At 66.0% G+C, this 15,493-nt stretch carries 18 protein-coding genes; 17 read left to right on the plus strand and 1 reads right to left on the minus strand.

The features are described from left to right. Nucleotides 1-145: 145 nt before the first annotated feature. The 13 genes from ACYQ1K_RS11015 to ACYQ1K_RS11075 all read left to right on the plus strand — a co-directional run bounded on the left by ACYQ1K_RS11015 (nucleotide 146) and on the right by ACYQ1K_RS11075 (nucleotide 11,783). Entirely contained in the window at nucleotides 146-1,243 is a 1,098-nt protein-coding gene (locus ACYQ1K_RS11015) for an LLM class flavin-dependent oxidoreductase (RefSeq protein WP_459983027.1), read from the plus strand. A gap of 90 nt (nucleotides 1,244-1,333) precedes the next feature. Beyond that, complete coding sequence (locus tag ACYQ1K_RS11020) at nucleotides 1,334-2,794, plus strand: aldehyde dehydrogenase family protein (protein ID WP_459983028.1); 1,461 nt, start codon at nucleotides 1,334-1,336, stop codon at nucleotides 2,792-2,794. Nucleotides 2,795-2,818: 24 nt separating this feature from the next. After that, nucleotides 2,819-3,550, plus strand: coding sequence for a RidA family protein (locus ACYQ1K_RS11025; protein WP_459983029.1), 732 nt, complete (start codon nucleotides 2,819-2,821; stop codon nucleotides 3,548-3,550). Next, complete coding sequence (locus ACYQ1K_RS11030) at nucleotides 3,550-3,939, plus strand: RidA family protein (protein WP_459983030.1); 390 nt, start codon at nucleotides 3,550-3,552, stop codon at nucleotides 3,937-3,939. The genes ACYQ1K_RS11025 and ACYQ1K_RS11030 overlap by 1 nt, the downstream gene beginning before the upstream one ends. Continuing rightward, on the plus strand, nucleotides 3,929-4,405 hold the full coding sequence (locus ACYQ1K_RS11035; RefSeq protein WP_459983031.1) for a MaoC/PaaZ C-terminal domain-containing protein: 477 nt from the start codon (nucleotides 3,929-3,931) through the stop codon (nucleotides 4,403-4,405). Before ACYQ1K_RS11030 ends, ACYQ1K_RS11035 begins: the two co-directional genes overlap by 11 nt. Further along, nucleotides 4,402-4,851 (plus strand): hypothetical protein, encoded by a 450-nt coding sequence (locus ACYQ1K_RS11040; protein WP_459983032.1) that lies wholly within the window; start codon nucleotides 4,402-4,404, stop codon nucleotides 4,849-4,851. Before ACYQ1K_RS11035 ends, ACYQ1K_RS11040 begins: the two co-directional genes overlap by 4 nt. Next, nucleotides 4,848-5,549, plus strand: coding sequence for an SDR family oxidoreductase (locus ACYQ1K_RS11045; RefSeq protein WP_459983033.1), 702 nt, complete (start codon nucleotides 4,848-4,850; stop codon nucleotides 5,547-5,549). Before ACYQ1K_RS11040 ends, ACYQ1K_RS11045 begins: the two co-directional genes overlap by 4 nt. Nucleotides 5,550-5,629: 80 nt before the next feature. Beyond that, nucleotides 5,630-6,403: an enoyl-CoA hydratase/isomerase family protein gene (locus ACYQ1K_RS11050; RefSeq protein ID WP_459983034.1), complete on the plus strand. Its 774-nt coding sequence runs from the start codon at nucleotides 5,630-5,632 to the stop codon at nucleotides 6,401-6,403. Further along, entirely contained in the window at nucleotides 6,403-7,539 is a 1,137-nt protein-coding gene (locus ACYQ1K_RS11055) for a thiolase family protein (protein ID WP_459983035.1), read from the plus strand. Before ACYQ1K_RS11050 ends, ACYQ1K_RS11055 begins: the two co-directional genes overlap by 1 nt. Nucleotides 7,540-7,579: 40 nt before the next feature. Further along, nucleotides 7,580-8,710: an acyl-CoA dehydrogenase family protein gene (locus tag ACYQ1K_RS11060; protein ID WP_459983036.1), complete on the plus strand. Its 1,131-nt coding sequence runs from the start codon at nucleotides 7,580-7,582 to the stop codon at nucleotides 8,708-8,710. Beyond that, nucleotides 8,707-9,732, plus strand: a complete 1,026-nt coding sequence (locus ACYQ1K_RS11065; RefSeq protein WP_459983037.1) for an acyl-CoA dehydrogenase family protein — start codon at nucleotides 8,707-8,709, stop codon at nucleotides 9,730-9,732. The genes ACYQ1K_RS11060 and ACYQ1K_RS11065 overlap by 4 nt, the downstream gene beginning before the upstream one ends. An 84-nt stretch (nucleotides 9,733-9,816) precedes the next feature. Further along, a complete protein-coding gene (locus ACYQ1K_RS11070) occupies nucleotides 9,817-10,995 on the plus strand; it encodes a flavin reductase (protein WP_459983038.1) in 1,179 nt (392 codons plus the stop codon). A gap of 197 nt (nucleotides 10,996-11,192) precedes the next feature. After that, nucleotides 11,193-11,783, plus strand: coding sequence for a TetR/AcrR family transcriptional regulator (locus tag ACYQ1K_RS11075; protein ID WP_459983039.1), 591 nt, complete (start codon nucleotides 11,193-11,195; stop codon nucleotides 11,781-11,783). Between the two features lie 38 nt (nucleotides 11,784-11,821). On the opposite strand, the gene ACYQ1K_RS11080 is transcribed toward ACYQ1K_RS11075, so the two are convergent. Then, the gene (locus ACYQ1K_RS11080) at nucleotides 11,822-12,178 is read right to left on the minus strand and encodes a carboxymuconolactone decarboxylase family protein (RefSeq protein WP_459983040.1); all 357 of its coding nucleotides are present in this window, start codon (nucleotides 12,176-12,178) and stop codon (nucleotides 11,822-11,824) included. Between the two features lie 271 nt (nucleotides 12,179-12,449). Here ACYQ1K_RS11080 and ACYQ1K_RS11085 point away from each other — a divergent pair, with 271 nt between their 5' ends. From ACYQ1K_RS11085 to ACYQ1K_RS11100, 4 genes are all read left to right on the plus strand, one after another. Then, nucleotides 12,450-13,640, plus strand: coding sequence for an LLM class flavin-dependent oxidoreductase (locus ACYQ1K_RS11085; protein ID WP_459983041.1), 1,191 nt, complete (start codon nucleotides 12,450-12,452; stop codon nucleotides 13,638-13,640). 24 nt (nucleotides 13,641-13,664) lie between these two features. Continuing rightward, entirely contained in the window at nucleotides 13,665-14,057 is a 393-nt protein-coding gene (locus tag ACYQ1K_RS11090) for a RidA family protein (protein ID WP_459983042.1), read from the plus strand. Between the two features lie 113 nt (nucleotides 14,058-14,170). Then, nucleotides 14,171-14,929, plus strand: a complete 759-nt coding sequence (locus ACYQ1K_RS11095; protein WP_488199516.1) for an amidohydrolase family protein — start codon at nucleotides 14,171-14,173, stop codon at nucleotides 14,927-14,929. 33 nt (nucleotides 14,930-14,962) lie between these two features. Beyond that, entirely contained in the window at nucleotides 14,963-15,358 is a 396-nt protein-coding gene (locus ACYQ1K_RS11100; protein ID WP_459983043.1) for a RidA family protein, read from the plus strand. The last annotated feature ends 135 nt before the right edge of the window (nucleotides 15,359-15,493 follow it).

A 15,493-nucleotide genomic window follows, 5' to 3' on the forward strand; every position in this document is an offset into this window, starting at 1 on the left:
AAGAGCATACCGGTCGGCATCTACATCGCCCCGCGGGTCTTGCGCGTGGCCCCGAGGAGCGACTACTGTCTCCAACAGACCAACCGGTCGGAATGAACAGCAGTGTCGGACAGAGTGGTGAAGTGAGGCAGGTATGCACACCGGATTGACGCTTACGTTCCAGAACCTCGATCGTGAGCGCACTGACGCGGACGTCTACCTCGAGGAGCTCCCGTTCGCCGTGCGGGCGGAGGAGCTCGGCTTCGACTCCCTGTGGTGGCCCGAGCATCACTTCACCAACTACGAGCTGACTCCGAGCGTGGGTCAGCTGCTTGCCTGGGTGGCTGCGAAGACGTCGCGGATCAAGCTGGGGACCATGGTGACGGTGCTTCCGTGGCAGGACCCGATCCGCACGGCCGAGAGCTTCGTCGTGCTTGATCACCTGTCAGGCGGCCGCGGCCTTCTGGGTATCGGGCGTGGTCTGGGCCGTGTCGAGTTCGAGGGGTTCCGAGTTCCGATGGGGCAGTCACGCCGTCTCTTCAGCGAGTACGCGGACGCGGTGCTCCAGGCACTGGAGACCGGGGTGCTCGAATACGACGGCGAGCTCTACAAGCAGCCCCGGGTCGAGATCCGGCCCGACCCGTATGCCTCCTACCAAGGTCGTGCGTTCGCCTCCGCCGTGTCTCCCGAGTCGATGGACCTCATGGCCAAGCTCGGAGTCGGCGTCATGGTGATCGCGCAGAAGCCCTGGCACACGGTCGAGGAGGAGCTCGAGGCCTACCGTCGCCGGTTCGTCGAGGTCAACGGTGGGCAACCACCAAAGCCGATCATCTGTGTCTTCACCGGGGTGGCGAAAGATGCCGCCGGCGCCCGCGTCATGCGCGAGGAGTACCTCCACCGCTATGCGCTCTCGACGGTGGAGCACTACGAGTTCGACAACGTCGGCTTCTCCAAGATCGAGGGGTACGAGTACTACGCCGGTCTGAGTCGCAACATCCAGAAGCACGGCGTCGACGGGTTTGCCGGGTTCCTCGCTGATCTCCAGGTGTGGGGCACCCCTGACGAGGTGACCGAGCGCCTCCTGGACTACGTCAAACGACTCGACGCCGGTGGCATCCTGCTCGTTCCTGCGTTCGGAGGGATGCCTCGCGATGTCGCGAGTGAGAACTTGGAGCTGATGGCGAGAGAGGTCCTTCCTCACCTGAAGGCGTACGACGCCGGCGGGGATCTCGGAGTCACGTATGAAGACGTCGTCACTGCCTGAACGCCCACCCCAAGAACCCGACCCACGCGACTCGCACTGCGCCAGCCTGCGCCTGCGCCTACGCCCCAGAGAAGTGAGATGAGGAACGACATGTCCGTCGAGATCGACAACGCAGCGCAGCTGCTCATCAACGGCGAGTGGCGAGACGGCACAGGTGAGAGCATCGCTGTGTTCGACCCGGCCACCGGGCGACAGATCAGCACCGTGAACGCTGCCACCGTGAGCGAGGCTGACGACGCCGTTGGCGCTGCGGCCGCTGCGTTCGAGGGCTGGAGCTCCCTATCGATCCAGCGTCGAGTGCAGTGCCTTCATCGCATGCGCCGCAACATCGAGGACCACAAGGAAGAGCTCGCTCGCACCATCACCCTCGATCAGGGAAAGACCCTCGAGGAGGCTCGGGGTGAGGTCCTTCGTGCCACCGAGTTCATCGAGACCGCGATCGCTGCTCCGATGCTCTACCACTCATCCTCAGGCAATGTCGCCGGTCCGATCGACGCTCGGCATGTCAGGGAGCCGCTCGGCGTGTGCGTCGCCATCACGCCGCTCAACTTTCCCGTCATGAATCCCAGCCAGTTCACCGCCTGGGCACTGGTCACCGGCAACACCCTCGTCCTCAAGGGATCCGAGCAGGATCCCATCGCCACCACCTCGGTGGTCCGTCTCCTGCAGGATTCCGGCCTTCCTGACGGCGTGCTCAATCTGGTCCACGGGCGGGCAGACGTGGCACAGCGGCTGATCGACCACCCTGCGGTCGCGGCCATCTCCTGCATCACGTCGTCGCCCGTCGCAAAGGCGATCTACGAGCGCGGTGTCTTGCAAGGCAAGCGCGTTCAGGCCAATGGTGGTGCGAAGAACTCGATCGTCGTGTGCGCCGACGCTGACATCGACCTGGCGGCAGAGGGCATCGTGACATCCGCCTTCGGCATGGCGGGGCAGCGATGCCTGGCCGGCACCCGGATCATCGCCGTCGGTGATGTTCACGACGAGCTCGTGGAGAAGGTGGCGCTCAGGGTCGACAAGCTGGCGCTCGGCAGTGGCTTCGACGGTGGCACGTCAATGGGACCGGTCGTCAGCCTGGCAAGCAAGCAGCGCCTCGTCGAGGCCATCACCCGCGCAGTTGCCGACGGCGCGAGCGCCGTCCGGGACGGTCGCGAGGTCGTCTTGCAGGGTGACTCGGCCACGAGCGACGGCTACTTCGTCGGTCCGACGATTCTCACGGGCCTGCCCCTCAACCACTCGATCGACGCGGCGGAGACCTTCGGCCCCATCATCCTGATCCACCGAGTGGAGTCTGTGGAAGCCGCCCTCGCGGCGGCCAACGCCACCGAGTTCGGCAACGCTGCGACGGTCTTCACCCGGTCCGGCAGCACCGCCCGCGTCTTCGAGCGCGGTTTCCGGTCCGGCAACATCGGCGTCAACACCTTCCCGGCCCCGCCCGCGAACTTCACGATGGGGGGCCTCGGGACGTCGTTCTACGGCGACATCCACGTGTGCGGTGACGCCCCTCTGCGGTTCTACACCGAGGAGAAGCTCGTGGTCTCGCGCTGGTGACACCGCGAACACGAGGACACACAGATGACGAACACGTTCCTGTACGAGCCGGGCGCCTGCGGCAGTCCTGCCGGGGCGGTGGCAGGAGATCTGGTCTTCGCCACCGCGAGGGCACTGGACAGCGAGACGATGCGACGCGAGCGTACCGCCATCAGCATCGCCGAGGAGCCCACCGTCTGCCTCGAACGGCTTGCGCAGATCCTCGGGCAAGCAGGCTGCGGTCTCGAGGACATCGTCAAGATCAACTGCTACCTATCCGCGGACTCCTACCGATCCGAGTTCTGGAAGACCTATGACACGGCCTTCGCGGATATCGACACTCGGGCGGTCCGGCTGACCCAGGTGGTCGGCATCGCCCGCGGGCGCCGCGTCGAGCTGGATGCTGTTGCCGTGCGCCGGGACCCGACCGAGGGCGGAGCTGACGGCTACCTCTTCGCGACTGGCTCGGCGGTCGACCCGAGGACCGGCCGACTTGCCACAGGCGTCGAGACGATCGAAGAAGAGGTTGCCAGGTCGTTCGACGTCCTTGACGAGGCCCTTGGGCGTGCTGACATGAGCCGTGCGGATCTGGTGAAGACGACGTGCTGGATCACTGATGAGTCCTTGAGGGCCGACGTTGTCGCCGCCTACCGGGATAGGTGCGAGCGGGGCGTCGATCCCGTGGGGGTCATGATGACCGCCACGCTCACCGGAGGTGCTCGCTTCGCCGTGGAGGCGGTGGCTTATGCCGCCAGGACAACCCAAAGGGACACCTGATGCCCACTCCCGCTGACCGCAGCCCCTTTGTCTACGCCTCTGCCCTCGCCATCGAGGTGGCATCGATGACGCTTGTCGAAGAGGCCGACACGGTCGCACATGAGACCGAAGTAGTGCTTGCTCGAATCGGCTCTGCCCTTGAGACCGCAGGCCTGACTCTCGGCGATGTCGTCAAGACGACGTGCTACCTGAGCGACGTGAGCCACCTCGAGGAGTTCAACGAGGCCTACGCGAACGCGTTCCCGGCAAGTGGCCGCCCGGTGAGCTGCACAGTCTTCCTTGGTCTTGCAGGGAACTGTCGGGTGCAGATCGACGCAGTTGCGATCCGCGGCGTCGCCGCATGTCGCGATCCTCGAAGCAGTGAAAGGAGACGAAGTGATGGACGGTAGCGGCACGCTCGCACCCGGTCCGCTGTGGTTCGACGAGGCTCGAGTCGGACTCTCTTTCGTGACCGCTGCCCAGACGATCACCGAGACCGATGTCGTCAACTTCGCCGGCCTGTCCGGAGATCACCACGAAGTGCACACCAACGCCGAGATGATGCGCGACAGCGCCTTCGGCGCCCGGCTCGTCCACGGCGCGTTGGTGCTGTCCCTCGTCACCGGTCTGCGGAGCCGCACCGGTCGGTTCGACGAGACCATCGTCGCGCTTGTCGAGATCCGAAGCTGGAAGTTCAAGGGCCCGGTCCTGATCGGCGACACGGTGAGGGTGCACAGCGAAGTCGTCGAGGTGTGCGAGGTGTCGACGCCCGGACGCGGGATCGTCATCGAACGGATCGAGGTGCGAAACCAGCGCGGCGAGACGGTCCAACACGGCGAGATGGTGACGATGCTGAGACGAAGGGGCAGTGAATGAGGATCCGGACGGCGTCGGCCGAGGATCGTGAGGACCTCAGCGTCCTGGGGTCGCCCGAGGCCGATGCCGCGCACGGCGTCGTGTTCGTGGCCTCCCGCGGCCTGCGCAGCTGGCAGGAGGCGGAGGACGAGCTGAGCGACGCGTTCACCTTGGCTCAGCAAGCATCGATGAACGATGCCGACATCGTGTTCGTCGTCGACAGCGATGCCATGCTCGGACGGGCCTCAGCGCTGGACTCGATGGTGGCGACCGGTCTGGTGTCAGGCGCGAGGTGCCTCGCTTTCGAAGGCCTCCGAAGGGGGCGCTACGTCGGCATCATCGCCACTGACAGGACTGACTCCGCCGGGGATCTGGCCTCGGCCGTGCAGTTCGCCGTCGAGACCCGCGCAGGGCTGGGCCAAGTCATCGCCCTCGGGACCGGTCATGCAGGAGGGATGTTCCCATGACGCAGTGTGTTGTCACAGGTGCCGCTCGGGGGATCGGTCGGCAGATCGCCGCTGATCTCATCGAGGGCGGACACCAGGTTGTCCTCGTCGACATGAGCGAGGCGGTCGTGGAGACGGCGAACGAGCTGGGCGCCATAGCCGTCCGCGCCGACATCACCGACGCCGGAGGCCGTGACGAGGTGAGAGCCGCAGTCGACCGTGTCGCCGAGCCACTCACCCTGCTCGTCAACAATGCGGGAATCACCCGCGACGCGCTCATCGGGAACATGTCGCCAGAGGACTTCCGCGCGGTGCTCCGGGTCAACCTCGGAGCGACGTACGAGCTGACCACCGCTCTGGCGAGCCTGATCGTCGACGGCGGGTCGGTCGTGAACATGAGCTCTCGGGCTCAGCTGGGCAACGTCGGGCAGTTCAACTACGCCATCTCCAAGGGAGGCGTGATCGGGTGCACCCGAGCCCTCGCCTTGGCTTACGCACCACGGATCCGGGTCAACGCCGTCGCGCCGGGCTTCATCGAGTCTGAGATGACGGCAGCCATGCCCGAGCAGGCGCGCGATCGGGTGCTGGCGGCCGTGCCGATGAGGCGGGCTGGCCGAGCGGCGGACATCGCGGAGGCCGTGCGCTGGCTCGCTTCACCGTCGGCTGCCTATGTCACCGGCCAGGTCATCTACGTGTGTGGCGGACGAAGTGTCGGCTGACAGGCCTGGCGGCTCGGGAGCGAGATTCAGCATTCCCGGCGATCTCCATCATCCGATCACCAGGCAGAGGAGCAGACGGCATGTCTGAGAGCAGAGTCCCCGAGGTCCGACTCGAGATCGACCGAGGCGTCGCGCTGATCAGCCTGGATGCGCCCGCTCGGTACAACGCCATCACTGTGCCGATGGCCCGTGAGTTGAGCGCGGCTCTGGAGGAGGTCGATCGGAGTCCATCAGTGGCCTGCCTCGTCTTGCGGGGGGAGGGCAAGGCGTTCTGTTCGGGCGGCGACATCGCGACATTGAGCGCTGTCGGTCAGGACCCCGCTTCCCCAGGTGCGTACGAGGACCTCGGCGCGATGTATGACTCGTTCGTGCGGCTCGGGCGCGTGAGCGTCCCGACGATCGCCGCTGTGCAGGGGGCGGTCGTCGGCGCCGGGATGAATCTGATGCTCGCGGCAGATCTCAGGATCATCGCCGAGGACGCGCGCATACTCTGCGGGTTCCTCACGAGAGGTCTGCACCCCGGTGGCGGTCACTTCATGTTGCTCGAGCGCTTGGTCGGCCGTGAGACCGCGGCTGCGATGGCGCTGTTCGGCGAAGAGATCGATGGGCGAACCGCGCAGCGCATCGGACTTGCATGGGACGTTGTCGCCGCAGCGGACATCAGTGACCGCGCTCTCGAGCTCGCTCACCGCATCGCAGGCGACCCTGAGCTCGCGCGAGCTTCGATCGCCACCTTCCGTCGCGAGCTCGGGCCGCCGAGCGTGCCCTGGGACGTCGCGGTCCAAGTGGAACGACCCATCCAGATGTGGTCCATGCGCCGAAGCGCTCTAGCTGCAGCCGACAAGGAGAAGTGATGCGCGAGGCCGTCATCGTCGACGCGGCGAGAACCCCGATCGGCCGGCGCGGAGGAGGACTTGCGGGGGTCCATCCCGTCGACCTGAGCTCGGAAGTGCTGCGCGGCCTCGTCGCGCGGACCGCGATCGACCCCCTGCTCGTCGAGGACGTCATCTGGGGATGCGTGACCACCATCGGCGAGCAGTCCTCGAACGTCGCACGCTGGGCTGCTCTCGCTGCTGGCTGGCCCGAGACCGTCCCCGGCACCACGGTCGATCGGGCCTGCGGCTCTTCGCAACAGGCGCTCGCCTTCGCGGTCGGGGGCGTCATGTCAGGGCAGTACGACGTCGTCGTCGCTGGAGGCGTGGAGTCCATGTCTCGCGTCCCTATGGGATCCACGCGGACGAGTGGGCACGGTCAGGCGCGCGGCCCGTTGGTCGCCCAGCGCTATCCCGGTGTGGAGTTCTCGCAGGGCGTCGCTGCCGAGCTGATCGCTCAGAGATGGGGGCTATCGAGGACCCAGCTCGACGAGCACAGCCTTCGCTCACACGAACTCGCCGCCCGCGCACAGAGCGAAGGTCGGTTCGACAGCCAGCTCATCGGCGTCGGTGACATGCGAGCCGATGAGGGCATCCGGATCGGTGGGAGCCTGGACTCACTGTCGAGCTTGAAGACGCCGTTCGACGAGAACGGTGTGGTGACAGCAGGCAACTCCTCGCAGATCTCGGACGGGGCGTCCGCGGTGTTGGTCATGAGTCGCGAACGCGCCGATGACCTCGGACTGCGGCCGCTCGCGCGGTTCCACAGCTTCGCCGTCACCGGCGTCGATCCTGTCATGATGCTGACCGGCCCGATCGGCGCGACGGAGAAGGTCCTCTCACGCGCTGGACTCCGGCTCGCCGACATCGGGACCTTCGAGGTCAACGAGGCGTTCGCATCCGTGACCATGGCCTGGCTTGCGGAGACACGCGCCGATCCAGCCCGGCTCAATCCGGACGGCGGAGCCATCGCGCTCGGGCATCCGCTCGGGTGCTCGGGGACCCGGCTGACGACCACGCTCGTTCACCGCATGCTGCAGAACGGCACACGCTATGGCCTCCAGGCCATCTGCGAGGCCGGTGGAATGGCGAATGCGATGGTGCTGGAGCTGTGTTGACGAACCGACCGTCTGCAGACGCGGGAAGGGGATGCCGGACATGAGCGACGATGCAGCGCGCCTGAGGGCCCTGCGGCACGAGGTTCGTCAGTTCGTGGACGAACAGATCATGGCGAGCTCGTTCGAGGTGACGGCGGACAGCTGGCTCAGCGGCTGGGACCCCAACTTCAGTCAGGCGCTCGCGGCTCGAGGCTGGGTCGGCATGACGATCCCCGAGGATCTGGGCGGGCGCGGTCGATCGTATGCAGAGCGCTTTGTCGTGACCGAGGAGTTGCTCGCGGTCGGCGCGCCCGTGGCGGCCCACTGGGTTGCGGATCGGCAGATAGCGCCGTCGCTTCTGCGACATGGCACTCGCGAACAGCAGGAGAGATTCCTTCCCGAGATCGCAAGCGGCAGGTGCTACTTCGCGATCGGCATGAGTGAGCCCGATGCAGGGTCGGACTTGGCGGCTGTGCGGACCAAGGCCGTGCGGGTCGACGGCGGCTGGCAGCTCGACGGCAGCAAGGTCTGGACGTCCAATGCACACCGAGCGCACGCCTTCATCGCGCTCGTGCGCACGACGCCGCGCGAGCAGTCCTCGCGTCACGACGGGCTCACCCAGTTCATCGTCCATCTGGACTCACCGGGTGTCGACGTACGCCCGATCCAGTCGCTCGATGGTGAGAGCCACTTCAACGAGGTTGTCTTCGACGGCGTCTTCGTGCCGGACGCCGACCTTCTCGGCGTCGTCGGCGCCGGCTGGAGCCAGGTCACTTCTGAGCTCGGCTTCGAGCGAAGCGGACCTGAGCGGTTCTTGTCCACATTCCCGGCACTCGCGCGCTTGGTCAACATGATCCGGGCGGGTGAGTCTGACCCTGATCCGAGGATCGGTCGGAGCCTCGCCCGTCTCGCAGGACTGCACCAGCTGTCCGCCCACGTTTCTCGCATGCTTCAGGATGGGCGACCGGCTGACGTGGAGGCGGGCATGGTCAAGGTCATGGGAACGCTCAACGAGGGCGATATCGCGGATCTCGTGGCTGAGCACGCGGCCTCAGGACCCGCGTCCTGCGACCCGGCGCTCCGAGAGTTGGCCGCGCTCAGCCTGCTGCGGCGGCCGGGCTTCACGCTACGTGGTGGCACCAACGAGATCCTGCGCGGGATAGTGGCGAGCAAGCTGGGAGCACGAGCATGATGATCGAGTTTCCTGTCGACCGCGACTACGTGGCGATGGTCGATGCGGTGCTGACTCGGTGGTCGACCGAGGTCGTGCCTGGTTCGGCCGCAGCATTCGATCCGAAGGCATGGCTGCACCTGGAAGAGCTGGGACTGACCAGGCTCACCGGTGCCGAAGACCGTGGTGGCAGCGGCGCGGGTTGGCTCGAGGCCGCCGTGCTCCAGCGACTCGCCGGCTACCACTGTGCGGCGCTTCCGCTGGCTGAGCACGACCTCCTGGGAGGCTGGCTGGCCGAGCGCTTCGATCTGCCGGCCGATGATCGGTTGACCTCCGTGGGACTGCGGCGTGCGACTGACGCCGACATCGTCGTCCCGTATGGCCGGAACGCCGATCGCCTCCTCCTCCTCATCGAGTCGGACCAGTGGTCGCTTCTCGACGTGCCCGCCGCGGATGTCGAGTGGCGTCGCGACCAGAATCTCGCTGGAGAGCCGCGCGATCGGCTCATCGACCTCCCCGACGCCGGTCGGCCGGTCGATGCTGGCGTCGCGGAGGAGGTCATGGCCTCCTTGCAGCTGCGCGGCGCTCTTGCCAGGTCGGCCCAGCTGTGCGGCGCGCTCGACCGTTGCATCGAGCTCGCCGTGGAGCATGCCGCGGTCCGAGAGCAGTTCGGGCGCCCGCTGGTCACGTTCCAGGCGGTGCAGGCCCTCCTCGCCGATGCCGCGGCCGAGACGGCGTTGGCGCAGGCCGCGACCCTGGGTGCCGTCGAGGCCATGGCGGCATCCGAGCAGGCTCGCGAGGCTCAACGGGCGGTCGCCGTCGCGAAGTCGTGCGCGTCCCATGCTGCAGGCGTCGTGTGCCGCAACACGCACCAGGTGCTGGGAGCCATCGGGTTCACCACCGAGCATGCGCTGCACCGTTCAACGGGCCGACTCCTTGCCTGGCGCGACGAGTTCGGCACTCGCGACACGTGGGACCGGGCTCTGCTCGATGACGTGATGCGGCCCGACGGAGACGCTTGGCTGTCCGTCGTCGGACACTGAGCGAGACCTGGGATGTGTGGGAAGTCCTATCAACCATCGAATACCGACTGATCGGTGACGCTATGAGTCCCGTAGGAGGCTGCCATGGAACGGCCCGCTCCGTCTGACGCGACATGGTTCCGAGAGGTGCTCGGGCAATATCCCACAGGAGTCTGCGTCATCACCGCCGCCGGCGACGACAGCACCCGAGCGGGCTTCGTTGTCGGTTCCTTCACGTCGGTCTCGCTCGACCCTCCCTTGGTCGCGTTCTACCCCGACAGATCGTCGAGCAGCTGGCCGCGCATCGAGCGCGTCGGCCGGTTCTGCGTCAACATCCTCAGCGCAGAGCAGGAGTGGGTGTGTCGCCAGTTCGCGTCGAAGGACGGCGACAGGTTCCAAGGCATCGAGACTCGCGCGACCGGCTCAGGCTCGCCCATCATCGACGGCGTCGTCGCCTGGATCGACTGCGAGATCGCCGACGTGCACGAGGCTGGCGATCACTTCGCCGTGTACGGCCGGGTGCTCGACCTGAACGTCGAGAACGGGTCGTTGCCGCTGCTGTTCTTCCAAGGCGGCTACGGGCGCTTCGCGCCACTGTCGATGGTGGCCCCCGAGGGGCGCTCCGTCTCAGCCGAGCGGCTGCGGGAGGTCGATGTGGTTCGAGCGGAGATGGAGCGGCTGGCAGAGGACCTTGCCGCTCGATGCATCGCGACGAGCGTGGAGGATGACAGGATCGTCGTCCTCGCCAGCGCCGACAGTCCGGCATCGACCGGGCTCCCGACACTGGTGGGTGTCGATCTCCCCTTCGTGCCGCCGAACGGCAATGCGTTGGCTGCCTGGCTCGACGGCGACGACATCGAGACGTGGCTGAGTGTCATTCCTGGCCGAGACATGCGTGGGGAGCAGCGGGAACGACTCGACGCAGTCCGCCGGCGCGGCTATTCGATCGGACTTCTGAACGACGCTCAGCGCGAGTTCGCTTCGGCGCTCGACCGGCTGGCTCGCGACCCACGGGCGGTGTCAACCGACAGGCTGACCCACCTTGCCACCCGACTGTGCTACGACCCGCCTGAGCTCACGGATCGCACGCGCCAGGATGTCCGCGTGATCGCTGCTCCCGTCTTCGACGCGACTGGTCGAGTTGCGCTGGCATTCACCGTGTCCGGCTTTGCTCGACCGGATGGACGTGGGGGGATCGATGCCTATATCGCGCGCGCCGTGGAGGCGTCCCAGCGCGCGACCGAGCTGCTCGGTGGCCGGCGACCGACGTCCGCGTTCGCCTAGCGCACTGCGGCGCGGATAGGCGCCACGGTGCTTCCGACTCATCACCCGGGCGTGCCGTTGGCGGTCTGAGGTATCAAACTGATAGGAATGTTAGGCCCCTCCCGGGTGTCCGGGCGGCCACCTTCGAGTCCGGCGTGGAGACAGCACTGATGGCGAAAGCAAGAGGCAAGCGCGGCGTCGTGTCGAAGTCTGGACCCGTGAAACGGGACCCCGACGCAACCAAGGCGGCACTCCTCAAGAGCGCGCTCACCCTCTTCGAGAGACATGGCTACGACGCGACGTCGGTCCAGCAGATCGTGGAGAATGCGGATCGCACCAAGGGTGCGTTCTACCACTATTACGAGAGCAAGGAAGACCTGCTCCATGAGCTCCACGACACCTTCATCGACGACCAGCTGGAGCGCGCTCGCGCCGTCCTCGCGCGCGACGAGCCGGCCGACGTGCTGCTGGCCGACATGGTGACCGAGGTGCTGATGGAGCCACTCGGCCGCTACAAGTCGGAGATCTCGGTCTATCTCCAGGAGCAGCGCTTCTTCTCGGAGGAGGCCTTCGAGGAGATCCGCGCCAAGCGCGACGAATTCGAGAGCCTCGTCGTGCAGGTGGTCGAGCGCGGGATCGAGGAAGGCGTCTTCAAGGACCTCGGCCCTGCCCGGCTGATAGCGTTCGGCGTCATCGGCATGTGCGCATGGAGCCACACCTGGCTCACGACCGGCGCCGGGAAGGCAACGCCCCATGAGATCGGGGAGATGTTCGGGCAGATCCTCGTCTCCGGCCTGAAGGCGACGTAAGCGCCTCCTGCCCAAGCTGTCGAGGGCACCGAGGGCAGTCAGCGGCTGAACAGCTGCTTGGCGACCCCCATGGCTGCCATCGCCTTCGGCCAGCCGGCATAGAACGCCAAGTGCGTGAGGGCCTCGACCAACTCGCCTTCGGTGTTGCCGTTCTTCTTGGCGAGGCCGAGGTGGAACGTGAGCTGGTCGAGGTTGCCCAAGGTCGCGATCGCGGCAACGGTGATCAGGCTCCGCTCCTTGGGGGAGAGGTCGGTCCGTCTCCATACCCGCTCGAACAGAACCTCGTCAGTGATGGCCACCAGCTCATCGGCAAAGCCGCCAAGGAGGAGCTCGGCACTGGACGGCTGACGGCTGGGAACATGGGCGTTGTTGCCGTGGTCCGATCTGGTGCTCACTGATGCGCCCTCCTTCGGTCTACGTTGGTTGTCGGGCGGTGGCTGTCGAGAGACGGAATACCGCGGACTTCTTGGAATGCGATGGTTACAAACCAACGGGTCGGTATGTTAATGTGGTGCGGGTCACGACGCAACCCTTCCGAGGCGTTCGGGGAGCGGCCGGCCGCGGCGCACCGGATGCGGTTGACGACTGACAGAAGAATCATCACCATACCGACTGGTCTGTTCGTTGGAGCAGGCGCTGGCAATCGAATGACTGGGAGTTGCTGAGATGAAGATCGACCTGCTGTACGCGCTCACTAACCGAACCGGCGAGATGTCGTGGAACGACGTCCTGCAGACGGCCCGGCATCACGCGCAACTGGCTGACGAGCTCGGCTTCGATCGCATCTGGCTGGGCGAGCACCACTTCGACGTGGACGGCACCGACGCGAGCCCGAACCCGATCCAGCTCGCGACGGACCTTGCCGCCCGCACGAAGAGCATTCGCTTCGGCATGGCCGCCGTCTCCATCACTCTGTGGCACCCGATCCGAGTGGCAGAGGACCTGGCCGTGCTCGACCACTGCGCAGACGGTCGGCTCGACGTTGCGTTCGGCCGCGGCATCCTCCCGATCGAGGTGATGAACCTCAACCCGGAGGCGGACCGTTGGGGCGGCGCAGACAACAGCATCGAGATCTTCGACGAAAAGTACGAGATCGTCCAGAAGCTCTGGACCGAGGAGGTCTTCAGCCACGAAGGAAAGCGCTATACGCTTCCCACGCCGGGGACGAAGTATCTCCACGCGCCCGGTGCGCCGGACCCCGAAGGCTGGCTCGACGACGACGGCAACCTGGTTGCGTTCTCACTCTACCCGAAGTGCTACCAGCAACCGCACCCGCCGCTCTTCGCCGTCACGGAGACTGAGCGTGGGTTCCGCGATGCAGCCCGCAAGGGCATCGGCGCCATCACGTGGTATCCGACAGGCAAGGTTCTGGCCGGTCTGAACCGGGCATATGTGGAGTCGTATGAGGAGGCGCACGGAGTCCGGCCTGCCCTCGGCGCCCATACGTCAGTCCTGCGGATCGCGTTCGTGGCGGCGACCGACGAGGAGGCTCGACAGGCGACGCAGACAGCAGTCGTCGACTTCTTCAAGTTCATCTGCATGGTGCGTGGCGTCGGCGTGTTCCTTGATGCTGATGAGGACCCGAAGGACCCGCGCTGGCAGGACCTTGACGGTGACGACGCCTACGACTTCCTGATGGAGCGCGGGCATCTCTTCATCGGCTCGCCTGAGACTGTCACCCGGCAGATGCTCGCCATGACCGAATCGCATCAGGTCCACAACTGGCTCCTGCAGATGGGCGTGCCGGGCATGTCGAGCATCGAGGCTATCGACCACTCCATGCGGCTGTTCGCTGAGAAGGTGATGCCGGCCGTGCGAGAGGCCGGCGCCAAGCTGCCGGCGAGCGACATCCACTGACGGTCACCACAGGAGGAATGTCTGATGCCTGAGTACCTCAACCCTTGGGGCCTTCCTTACCCGGAGTTCGGCATGAACCCGGGTGTGGCGACCCGCGACTTCGTCTTCGCGGGCGGAATGGCCCTCGACTTCGACACCATCACGCGTCGCCAGGACGCCGACACGATCGCCTCGGAGACGCGTATCTGCCTGGAGGAGATCCAGGCGATCCTCGAAGCAGCGGGCTGCACCATGAAGGACATCGTGAAGATGACCTGCTATCTGAGCGACGACGCGTACCGCCAAGAGTTCTGGACCGCCTACACCGAGTTTCTCGGAACCGGCCCATACCCGGCCCGGGTGACCTTCTCGGTCGGGATCGCCGGCGGCTGTCGTGTTGAGCTCGACGCGATCGCCGCGCGACCGTCGGCGTCGTGACGGCGATGTCGAGCGGCGAGGGCACGCAACGGCGGAGCCTCCTCGACTGGCACACTCACATCTTCAAGCCAGAGCACTGCGGGCCGGTATGGACTGATCGCGGAACCGAGCTCGTGGGTCGTCCAGCGTTTGGCGAGGCGGACCTCGCCGAGCACGCCCGGGTCATGGCCGAGGCCGGTGTCGACAAGTTCGCGCTCATCGGGCTGCAGATCGCCAAGATGGGCATGTTCGTGCCCAACGACTACCTCGGTGCCTACCTCGAGCAGAACCGAGATCGAGCGATCGCGGTCGGAAGCGTCGATCCGACGCAGCCTGGCGCGGCCGTCGCCCTGCGTACGGCGGTCAAGGAGTTTGGTCTTCACGGCGTGAAGCTGTCACCGCCCTATCAGGGCTTTCACCCTCACGCGCCTGAGGCTTACGAGATCTACCGGGCCGCCGCCGACTGTGGCATCTTCTTGATGTTCCACCAGGCCAGCGTGTTCGCGCCCGACGGGTTCTTGGAGTATGCCTATCCCAGCCAACTCGACAAGGTCGCGCGCGATTTTCGTGGCACGAACATCCTGCTTGCCCACTTCGGGAAGCCCTGGATGAACGAGACGGTCGAGCTGATGATGAAGAACCGGAACGTCTTCGCCGATGTCTCCACGCTGCCCATCAAGCCCTGGCAGATGTACAACGGCCTGCGCCTCGCTATCGAGGGACACGTCACCGACCGGCTTGTCTTCGGCTCGGACTTTCCCTCGTTCGACCCCAGGGATGCGGCCAACGACTTCCTGGCGATCGCCGAGCTCGACATGCCGTTGCCCATCCCGCGGGAGGTGGTCGAGGACATCCTCTTCAACCGTCCCTTCGAGCTCCTCGTTGGTCGCTAGCCGCCCGTCCCCAGATGAGAAGGAGACAACCTCATGACCCGATACCTCAATCCCACAGACGTCGGCGACTACTCCGAGCTCGGGCTCTCGTCCGGCGTCGCCACGGACTCCCTGGTGTTCGCCCCTGGCATCGCGTTGGACCGAGTGACGTTGCGGCGACGTTCGGACGCGGTCACGATCGCCGACGAGGTGCGCATCGTCTTCGAGCACATCGATCTGATCCTGGCGGACGCGGGACTCTCTCGCAGGGACATCGTGAAGACGACCTGCTACCTGCGCAGTGACGATCTGCGCCCGGAGTTCATCGCTGCCTACAAGGAGGAGTTCGGTGCCGGTCCCTACCCGGCTCGGTGCACCTTCGTCGTCGGTCTCGCGGCGGACGTCCGTGTCCAGATCGATGCGATCGCGGTCCGACCCGAACGCGGGTGATCTGAGAGTCGACCACATCGCGGGGCCTTGAGGGTGTGGTTGCCGATCCACGCCGGCTGATCGGCAACCATGCTCCGCTTCGTCCCGTCTCCGTCGCGCTGCCGGAGGCGGCGAGACGTGTCTGCGCTCGGCGCC

This window comes from Nocardioides sp. AN3, assembly GCF_054653495.1.